Below are 9,687 nucleotides of genomic sequence, written 5' to 3' on the forward strand. Positions count from 1 at the left end.
CAAAACAAAAAGAGCCCTAATCACAAAGTGATTAGAACTCGAATTTAGTTTCACCAACAACAGTTGACGAAGAGCCACTAAAAACGCCTACCGGTTGAGGTAGACGTTTTAGTTTGCAATTTATTAATTAGTAATATGCTTTAACGAACTTAGAATTACCAGTGATGTAACCACCAGCAACTTTATATCTCAAGGCACCAACGTTATTGACGCTGTTAGCGTGTGAGAAGTCATAGCGCTGAACTTTAATCCTGGTACCCTTCTTGATATGGCGCTTGTTACGTTGGGTCAAGTTAACGGTCTTATAACGATTGATCGTCTTCTTGACTTTGACGTAACGAACTTGCTTGTGCTTGCCCATTTCGACGAGTTTGCGGTTCCCGGTAATGTATTGACCATTGCTGAGAAGGTAGCGGGTAGTTAAGTTGTGCTTAACAAACTTGGTCCCATGAAGCACTGTACCTTGTTTGTAGTTGCGAACCTTGCCAGTCAAGTTGACGTTGGTGTAAGCATTAACCCCACGAGGATTAATGACGGTCAGTGTCTTGTGACTGCTCTGGTAGTAAACCGGACGAACGTAATCCCATTGAGCGGTGATGTAACCCTTCTTACCCTTGTTCTTGGTTAAGTGGTTTACATCGCGAACTTGGTAACGCAGGCGACCATTCTTAGAATGACTGTAACCAGTTACCACAAACATTGGTCGGTATACCCGCGGCTTCCGGGAGTACCCAGCCTGACGCTCGCTCTTGGAGAAGGTATTATTCTTGTATAAGTAAATCTTCTTCAAGGCGTATACGGCTTCACCTTTTTTAGCGATTGGCTCAGAAGGCGTTGATGGTTCGGGAGTCGGCGTTACAGGAGTTGGAGTAGGGGTTACAGGAGTTGGATTTGGAGTAGGAGTTGGATTTGGAGTAGGAGTTGGCTCTGGATTCGGTCCCGGAGTAGGGGTTGGCGTTGATTTAGGTGTTACATAAATATCAATCGTGTGCACCGTATCCGATGGTAATTTCTCCGTAATTGGATCTGTGCTCAAGTTTTTAGTATCCGTCGCATCCTTATCAATATGCCAACCATTAAGGGTATAACCCTCATCTAAGAATGTCTGCAAATACTTATAACTTTTATTAACGATTAAACTGTCACCAGATTCCTTTGTATACTTATGAGTATCCAAAGGCGTACTTGGATCATTAATATTTCGAATATTAACAGTTATTGGCTGATCAGTCGTTGACTTAGGCGTTACATAAATGTCAATTGTATGGGCCATATCGGCAGAATATGTTGCAGTAGCTGGAAGTTTTTGTAAATCTTTGATATCATCCGCTGCCTTGTCAAGATGCCAACCATTGATTGTATCATCTTGTGAAACATAATCCTTCAAAATATCATCATTCAAATTAACGGTTACAGTATCACTATCTTTTTTGGAATAACTAAAATTCTTCAAAAGAGCACCCTTATTCGTGTAATCTCGAATGTTAACGTTTATCGGCTTGTCAGTTGTTGGCGTTGAGTTAGGGGTTACGTAGATGTATACCGTCTGCCCAGCAACTGGTTCCGTTGTTCCAGTTGGATAATCAATAGTAGTTGGTAATGAGCTGAACTTATCAAATGATGGTTCTTGACCTTCTGTCCAACCCTTTACATCATATTTATCAGTTGCAGCTCTATCAGTTATCCAAGAATCAGTCGCACTCATTTTCAGGCTTGGCTGATCGCTGGAACCAGTGCCCAATTTATAGTCAGTTCCAAGCTGCTGCTTTGTGTTTGTATTAATAACTTTACCAGTCAAAGATCCATAGTATTTAGTAACAGGTGTATTCTTGTTCTTTACATAAAATTTCACCATCTTAACTTGTGACTTAGAAGAAACAAGCTTTCCGGAATCATCGACATCGTTAGTAGCATAAATATACCCAACGTAAAGGCCAGGATTTACCGTCTGATCATCAAAACTCTTGGTAACATCAAATGAATTGCCATCACCAGTAATAACTTGTGGATTGCCAGCTTCATCTAATTTTGGCTCTGGGTTGCCGTTAGCATCCTTGGCACTATCAGATTCCACTACCTTTTTGAAAACACCACCATTAGCGTAGTGCATGTAAAGATTACTATAATTCAGAACGCTTGCACCTTGACCACCATTATTATAATCTCGGCAGTCACGAACTAATGTCTCATTATTTGGAGTATCTGCGGGCAGATCAGGGTTCCGCATGAGGGCATTAGCTTTCGTCATATCCGAAGGAACCGGAAGATCTGTTTGTAGTAAGTTTTTAAAAAAGTCTGTTTCATTTGTTTTTGACTCTTTATCTGTTGACTCTAGTTTAAAGTACCCACTATTAAACAAGTTCTTCAAATCTGTACTGGAATCCGAATCCCCAGTATTAACAGAAACCGCGTTAGTATTCTCGAAAAGTGCGGGAGCAAAAATTGTCGCCAACGGATTACTATATACTAAGTGAGCTCGATAAGTTGGTTGATTACTATTCTCAGAGTCGATAGGAATCTTCATTGCATCTAAAAAATTCTTATCAGTAACAGTACTACTTTTAGAAGATTTGTCTCCAGTAAGACTGCTAATAACATTAACCTGGTCAGAAGCTTTTGTCGTTTTAATTGGCAGCGAGACATCAAAGTTGATGCCATTTATGTGATCTGATGAGGACAACTGGCTCGGATCAAACGTAAAAATTAGCGTCTTATGACTACTATCCCCTTCACTAGCTGTTTTATCATACGTCCACCCCTTTGCGTGACTAAACGTACCATCACTTGCTTCATATACGTCTGGAGCCTTCGAAAGGTCAAAGGTACCAGCCTCATCACCAGACAGTTTGATTGTCCAAGTTAGCTTACTATAATAGTTTTTCAAATTGGCATTATAATCAGAATCCGTCATGTTTGTTACACCGCCAAATAGAATCTGTGCCCATGCAGGCATGGCATTCTGACTGTATAAATACATGTAATTATTAGAATATGACGATGGGCTTGGGTAGTAATCGGTATCGTTTGCCGTTTTAACAAGGCTCGCGAATCCGTTATCATTGTAAGGTGTTCCGTTCGTAGAATAATCGGGATATGGAAGCCCACCCTTATTCATAAAAATTTCTTGATTAAATGCATTGTATGGTCCATTGGGATTAATTAAGTTAAATATTTTGAATGAACTAGGGTCAGTAGTGCTAAGTTGTGACCCGTTATAGGAAACCTTAACATCGTATGTTTGTGTTTTTTCCTTCTGCTGCTTTATATATCCCGTATTATCTGTATTTCCTGTTGTTTGCATCATCACTTTAACTTCAGGATTCAGCAAACCGTCATAATAATCTTGTGGCTGATTTGCAGTCAAAGTAATGGTTGTCGTTCCGTTGTTATCATCGGTGCTAGAAATAGCAAATGCGTCGCCAGAACTAGCAACATAGACAGCAACATTGCTAGTCTCAATTCCAGGAAGGGTTTTACTAGTATCTGTATTTTTTACAGTAAAAGTAAATTTATCGCCCTTGTTAATTTTCGCGCCATCAAATTTAAAATTATACTGTATCAAATAGCCTTTAGCATAGGTTGAATCACTTATGTTATTGGTCATACTTGGAAGGCCACTGGCTGTAGTTTGACCATCACTTGCACTCGTTTCATTTGGTTGCATCAATAAACCAAATGCAAGCACCAATGCCAACACCATAAATACATACTTAATTAGCCTCCCATTTGGGGTTGGGCTGCAATACTTCCTAACCATAAACAATACCCTCCTATAGTACTTTTTGATGTATCACAACACGCCCCTTACCCCGATTAATTCCTGTTCACTCACAAATGAACTGACTCTTCCAGCATTCCCCCAGTTGCAAGCAAAGCACTATAAATTATTAAGCAGCGTGTTATTTAGCCTTATATTTATAATAGAACTACAAATGCATTACTGCAACAGACTAATGCTTAGCTAAAACGTTATCATTATCGTTCTGGTGACCCTAAAATAAGGATCTTCCAAGCTCCATTCATTGTTTCCTGATTCATCTAACTTTTACAAAAAAATTGCGAACAAAAAAGCCTCAGCAGTGCTGAGACCCTTTCTGACTTCTACCAACTCACTCAAAAGCTAATCATAAACTTTCACATATTTAGAATTCCCAGTAACATAATCACCAGCAATTCGGTACCTTAATGCACCATGTTTGGTAACACTATTAGCCTGAGAATAATCGTAATTCTTAATGCGAATCTTGGTACCTTTCTTGATGAGCTTGTTACGTTTGGCCAAATTGACCGTCTCGTAACGGTTAATATCCTTCTTAACCTTGACATATCGAGGTATCTTTTGCTTATCCATCTTAACAAGTTTGCGGTTTCCAGTAATGTAGTTTCCGTTACTCAAAACGTAACGAGTCGTTAAATTATGGTGAACAAACTTGGTAACGTGAAGCACTGTCCCTTGCTTGTAATTGCGAACTTTGCTAGTTAGATTTACGTTCTTGTATGCATTCACACCACGTGGATTAATCACTGTTAGCGTCTTGTGTTTACTTTGATAGTATACAGGGCGAACATAGTTCCAATTTGCAGTGATGTACCCGGTTTTACCCTTATTCTTGGTTAAGTGGTTGACATCGCGAACCTTATATCGCAGATGGTCATTCTTAGAATGACTGTAACCCGTTACCACAAACATCGGTCGATAAACCCGTGGCTTACTAACATATCCAGCCTGACGATCTTGCTTGACGAAAGTATTATTCTTGTAGAGATAAATCTTCTTCAAAGCATAAACGGCTTCACCCTTCTTGGCAACCACACTTGGATTAGCTGTGGCGGTTGGATTTGTGACTGTTGGGATTGCTGGCGTATTTGGTGTTGCTGGCGTAACCGGCTGCGTTGGGGTCGTGCCACCGCCACCATTTGGAATCGTGCCATCCTTAGCAATGTAATAAGTGATTGCCGCTTGCTTAGCCGGCCAAGTCGTTGGCAATGGCGTTTGCACTTGCCCACTCTTCAGTTCACTGGTAGTGGCAGTATGATAACTATCCGGCATGTTTTCATCGATCCAAAGTTGCAGATTCAACCCACCTTGAGAAGGGGTTACCGTTGTAATTGGATCACCAACTTTATGGTTGTAACCAGGAACTTCAATTGTTCTCATCGTATGGGTCGGATCTGCCACGTCGACATAGTGAATCACAATGTTCGCAGCACTGTCAGGCAGTGGGACAACCTGAGAGTTTTTAACTACAAAAGTCGTCTTCTTAGTTGTTTCATTATCCTGGGCATTCTTAGCCGTTATCTCCAGCGTATACGTGCCATCAACCGGATGAGCGGGATCAAATACACTTCCATCATACTTTGCAGTAAACGTATAGCCTGCTGCAATAGTTTGGTCACCAACTAATGGGTTGGCTGGATCATGGGCATCTTCAACAAACTGTTTCACAAATTCCGGCGAAGTAACGGTTACTAACACGAAATCAAAGTCAGGATCAAGTGACTTGCTAAGATCTGCCGTCTTTGTCCGTAGATCCAAAGTCGGGGTATAGCCCGTTTGATCTGGATTAACGTAACGCATTTGAACCGAGTGCGAACCGGCAGTTTGAGTGGCACCGCTTTGATCAACATACTGCAAACTCGTTTGCATCTGAATATAATCGGCCGCTCCAGTTCCCTTTACAGTTGACTGCCAGGGAGTTGTCGGCGTGTAAAATGTCAAATCAATCGACCAGCCAGGATGCATGGCTTCCGTTGAGCACTTAAAGACGACGCCCTTACCATCCGGCGTTCTCGTCAAACTATATGTGCCAGGGGTCATCACATCATAATTCACGCCGTGGTACAGACCGCCAGTCCCATAAGAATCGACCCACGGAACAACGGAATCCATATCAATCGTATGACCGTCCGTTGGTTCAAGGGTCCAAGTAACGCTCTTTGGCATCGCTACCTGAACTGGCAACTTAATCATTCCAAAGGCACTCATGGCGTCCTGAGTATGTTGATAATACAACTGAGTTAGCTCGCTACTAGTCGCTTCTGTCCGCCCAACGTAGTTATCAGTGTAGTTTTTTTCGACCTTATCAGCTGAATTATCTGGAAAGCCACCAAAGCCACCAAAAACTGCGTGAGAGATTTGATCCGGTGTGTCAGATGGGGTAGTCCCCCCACCATCCGATTTCCCACTTGTGACCAATATCGATGAATCAGGAAAATCAATTTTAGCCTGACCGTTTGGCGTAAAAGCAGTTTGGACGTTAACTAACTGCTTGGTTATTTCCAACCCACTCTTGATCGTTCCTGAGACCACAATGGATAATTGTTGCACATTTGGCAAATCCCGTTTAGCAGTGACAGTGATCGATCCACCATTCACAACCAAGTTGAAATCTTTGTTGGGGTCAACTGAACTGGTCGTGCTCGATAGATCCATTGTGACTTTTTCCAAAACATCTTGATCCAAGTTAATCATGAAGACATCCCCAGCATGCACTCTTTCTTGGGAACTGCCTGGTGCATTGAAATTAACCTTGAACTGAGCACTGTTACCAGTTGTCAGTTCATCACCTTTTTGAAAGTTTGAACTGTACTGTAGCTCAGAAGCCGACACTGGCGGATACGTCGACTCGTCCGCGGCATTAACCGCCTTTAAGCAGCCCAGTAGAACAGCTGCAAAGGCGATCAAACTGAATAAGCCAGTCACAAAGAACTTGCGTAAATTTTTGTTTTGATCATTACATATTTTCATTGCTTTTCCCCCTGATTCTATAAATAAAGAATGATAGATATTCCCCGGTAAGGTTATTATGACACCAATTGGCTGATTTGTGGGAGCGTATTTCAATAACTATAACTCTCAAGATATCAATAATGGCCGTTAGATTGCCTTCCTATAAAGAAAAAAGCGATTATTCCTTATTTTTTGGAATAATCGCTTTTTTCACGGATAAATCCTTCAATTAAGAATGCCCATTCTCGACAATCCCTTCACCAACGTCCACGGGGAGATCAGCTTTATCATCCGCTGGCAAATGATGGATTGCGTGTTTCAGTAGGAACGGCGCAATAATCGTTGACAAGATGATCACCAAAATCAGGTCAGAATAGTACGACCCTGACAGCAGACCGGATGAAAACCCAATCTGGGCGGTAATCAAGCCCATTTCACCCCGGGAGATCATCCCCGAACCAATCATGTAGCTGCTATGGATATTGAAGCCGTTCATTAATGCACCCAATCCACAGCCAAATAGCTTACTAATGCAGGCCAGGAAGGTCAAAATAGCAACGAAGAAGATTGAATTACCAAGGTGGGCAAATGACATGTTCAGGCCAATGCTGACAAAGAACAGTGGGACAAACACAGCGTACCCAATCGGCTCCATGTGAACTTCAATCGTATCCCGATAAGGTGTATGCGCCACGGCAATCCCAGCAAAGAACGCACCAACTGCGCCACTCAAGCCAGCGGCATCCGCAGCCCAAGCCATCCCTAAGCAAATCACCATTGAAGTAATTGTGACACTATTGGTCATCAACAGGCGCTCGCCAATTTGCATGATGTAGGGAACAATCCAGCGAATCATGAGATAAGTCCCGCCAAAGAAGATAACCTGTTCAAGAAAAATCAAAGTAATGTTGGTCGAGGAACCACTAGTTTTAACGCCTTCAGTTCCCATGATACTGATCATGATCGACAACAGGATAACGCCAATAATATCATCGGCAACTGCCGCGCCCAAAATCGTAGCGCCTTCTTTAGTATCCAGTGCTTTGTAGTCCCGCAATACTTCAACGGAAATCGAAACTGAAGTGGCGCTGAAGACAACGCCAATGAAGGCCGCTTCAAGTGGAGAAAACGAGAATGCCAACGTGGCGCCGCCAATCATCACAACCGGGAAGATGACCCCAACGATGGCAACGATCACGGCTGGGCGCAAATATTTACGCAGTAGCTTCAGGTTACTTTCCAAGCCACCAATGAACATGAGGATAATCACGCCAATTTGAGAAAACATGTTCAACATGCTATCCAAGTGAATCCAGTTCAACATGGCTGGCCCGACGACGATTCCAACGACAATTTGGCCAATAACCGATGGAACCCCAATTCGATTTGATAAATGTCCTGCCAACGTGGTGAGCACCAGCAGTAAGCAGAGCGCACCGATAAAGGCCATACGACAACTTCCTTTCGTTTAAGATTATGTGTTGTTTCTATTATAGTGGTTTTCTATGTGTTGTTACCGTTAATCCAAACTTTGTTGGGTACTCTTTTCGCCCATTAGTTCACCGATAAAATGAATCGCCAAACCAATGATCAAGCCAATTGCAGCTGGTAATAGCCAATCCATCCCCAGTGATGCCCCTGGCAAGAAGTTATCTAATTTCAAGATTGATTGAGCAATGGCTGATTTGGAGATGATGGCTGGTGCCGAAGCAATGGCATCAAGAATTGATGGAATAATTGTGAAAACAGTTGTCCAGATGTATACGCGACGATCATGCTTGAACAATGGTGAACTGATTGACAAAATAATCAGGGTGATGGCCAGTGGGTAGAGGAACATCAGCATTGGGGTTGACCAGGCGATAATCGTATCCAGCCCAAAGTTTGCAATGATAAATGAAAAGCCGGTGGCAATCATTAACCAAGTTCGATATGAAATTGAGGGGAACTTGAGATGCAAGGCTTCAGAAAATGATGTCGACAAACCAACTGCGGTCGTGAGACAAGTTAAGGTTGCCATCATTGCCAAAAGGATTTCGCCGGTGGTTCCTAAGAAATGGTTGGCGATCTGGTTAAAGGCGATCCCCCCATCGATAGAAGTCTTGAATGACCCGAGGCTGGTTGCGCCCAACCATACCAAACCGATATAAATGATGGCTTCCAAACCAATTCCCAACGCACCTGACTTAATCGTTGTCATGGAAATATCTTTGGCATTGGTTTGACCTAAACTGCGGATCGCTGTGATGATGGCGATTCCAAAGAGCAGGCCGGCAATACAATCCATGGTGTTATAGCCTTGAAGAAACCCATTTAAAACCGAACCGTTTTGATAAGCACTGCTCGTAATGGGTGCCGTAGATGCTTTACTGATTGGATTAGTGAATGCAAAGATAAAGATAATGGCTAACAATGCGAGAAAGGCTGGGTTCAATAATTTACCAATCGAATTTAAAATGCCTGAGGGCTTTCTGGATGCCCAGAAGGTAATTCCAAAGAAAATCAGTGAATAAATGAATAACCACATCGGTTGTTGCGATGGAGTTAAGTGAGTTGCAAAGCCGATTTGGAAGGGTGTGGTAGCCGTTCGGGGAGTGGCAAACAACGGTCCAAGGGTGGCGCAAACCATTACCATGAAGAAAGTGGCGTACTTGCTGCCGATGGGCTTGGCTAGATCATAGATCCCATTGCTATGGGTAACAGCAATCGCAATAATCGCTAACAAAGGTAACAGGGTCCCGGTAAGTAAGAAGCCAATGCCGGCACTAACCCAGTGAGCACCAGCCAGTTGACCTAAATGGATCGGGAAGATCAGGTTACCAGCCCCGAAGAACATCCCAAAAAGCATCGAGCCAATAATCAGATAATGTTTAAACGTTAATGGTAGATTGCAAATTTAATCCGAATTTTTGGACAAATTTGTCAGCATAACCTGATACGGTGTTTGCCAGTCGAGT

Annotated in this window: 4 protein-coding genes; all 4 read right to left on the reverse strand. The window is 42.6% G+C overall.

Annotation, left to right across the window (positions count from 1 at the left end; genetic code table 11):
* Positions 1 to 127: 127 nt before the first annotated feature.
* The 4 genes from QUF07_RS12320 to brnQ all read right to left on the reverse strand — a co-directional run bounded on the left by QUF07_RS12320 (position 128) and on the right by brnQ (position 9,626).
* A complete protein-coding gene (locus QUF07_RS12320; RefSeq protein ID WP_289427643.1) occupies positions 128 to 3,757 on the reverse strand; it encodes a DUF5776 domain-containing protein in 3,630 nt (1,209 codons plus the stop codon).
* A 363-nt stretch (positions 3,758 to 4,120) separates the two neighbouring features.
* The gene (locus QUF07_RS12325; protein ID WP_289427645.1) at positions 4,121 to 6,748 is read right to left on the reverse strand and encodes a DUF5776 domain-containing protein; all 2,628 of its coding nucleotides are present in this window, start codon (positions 6,746 to 6,748) and stop codon (positions 4,121 to 4,123) included.
* Positions 6,749 to 6,959: 211 nt separating this feature from the next.
* Positions 6,960 to 8,180, reverse strand: coding sequence for a cation:proton antiporter (locus QUF07_RS12330; protein ID WP_217164011.1), 1,221 nt, complete (start codon positions 8,178 to 8,180; stop codon positions 6,960 to 6,962).
* Positions 8,181 to 8,249: 69 nt separating this feature from the next.
* Positions 8,250 to 9,626 (reverse strand): branched-chain amino acid transport system II carrier protein, encoded by a 1,377-nt coding sequence (brnQ, locus tag QUF07_RS12335; protein WP_289427646.1) that lies wholly within the window; start codon positions 9,624 to 9,626, stop codon positions 8,250 to 8,252.
* Between the last annotated feature and the right edge of the window lie 61 nt (positions 9,627 to 9,687).

The organism is Lentilactobacillus sp. TOM.63 (genome assembly GCF_030361045.1).
Lineage (GTDB): Bacteria > Bacillota > Bacilli > Lactobacillales > Lactobacillaceae > Lentilactobacillus > Lentilactobacillus dabitei.

Coding starts and splice junctions, on each gene's coding strand:
- QUF07_RS12320 (WP_289427643.1), bottom strand. CDS start 3,757: ATGGTTAGGAAGTATTGCAGCCCAACCCCAAATGGGAGGCTAATTAAG.
- QUF07_RS12325 (WP_289427645.1), bottom strand. CDS start 6,748: ATGAAAATATGTAATGATCAAAACAAAAATTTACGCAAGTTCTTTGTG.
- QUF07_RS12330 (WP_217164011.1), bottom strand. CDS start 8,180: ATGGCCTTTATCGGTGCGCTCTGCTTACTGCTGGTGCTCACCACGTTG.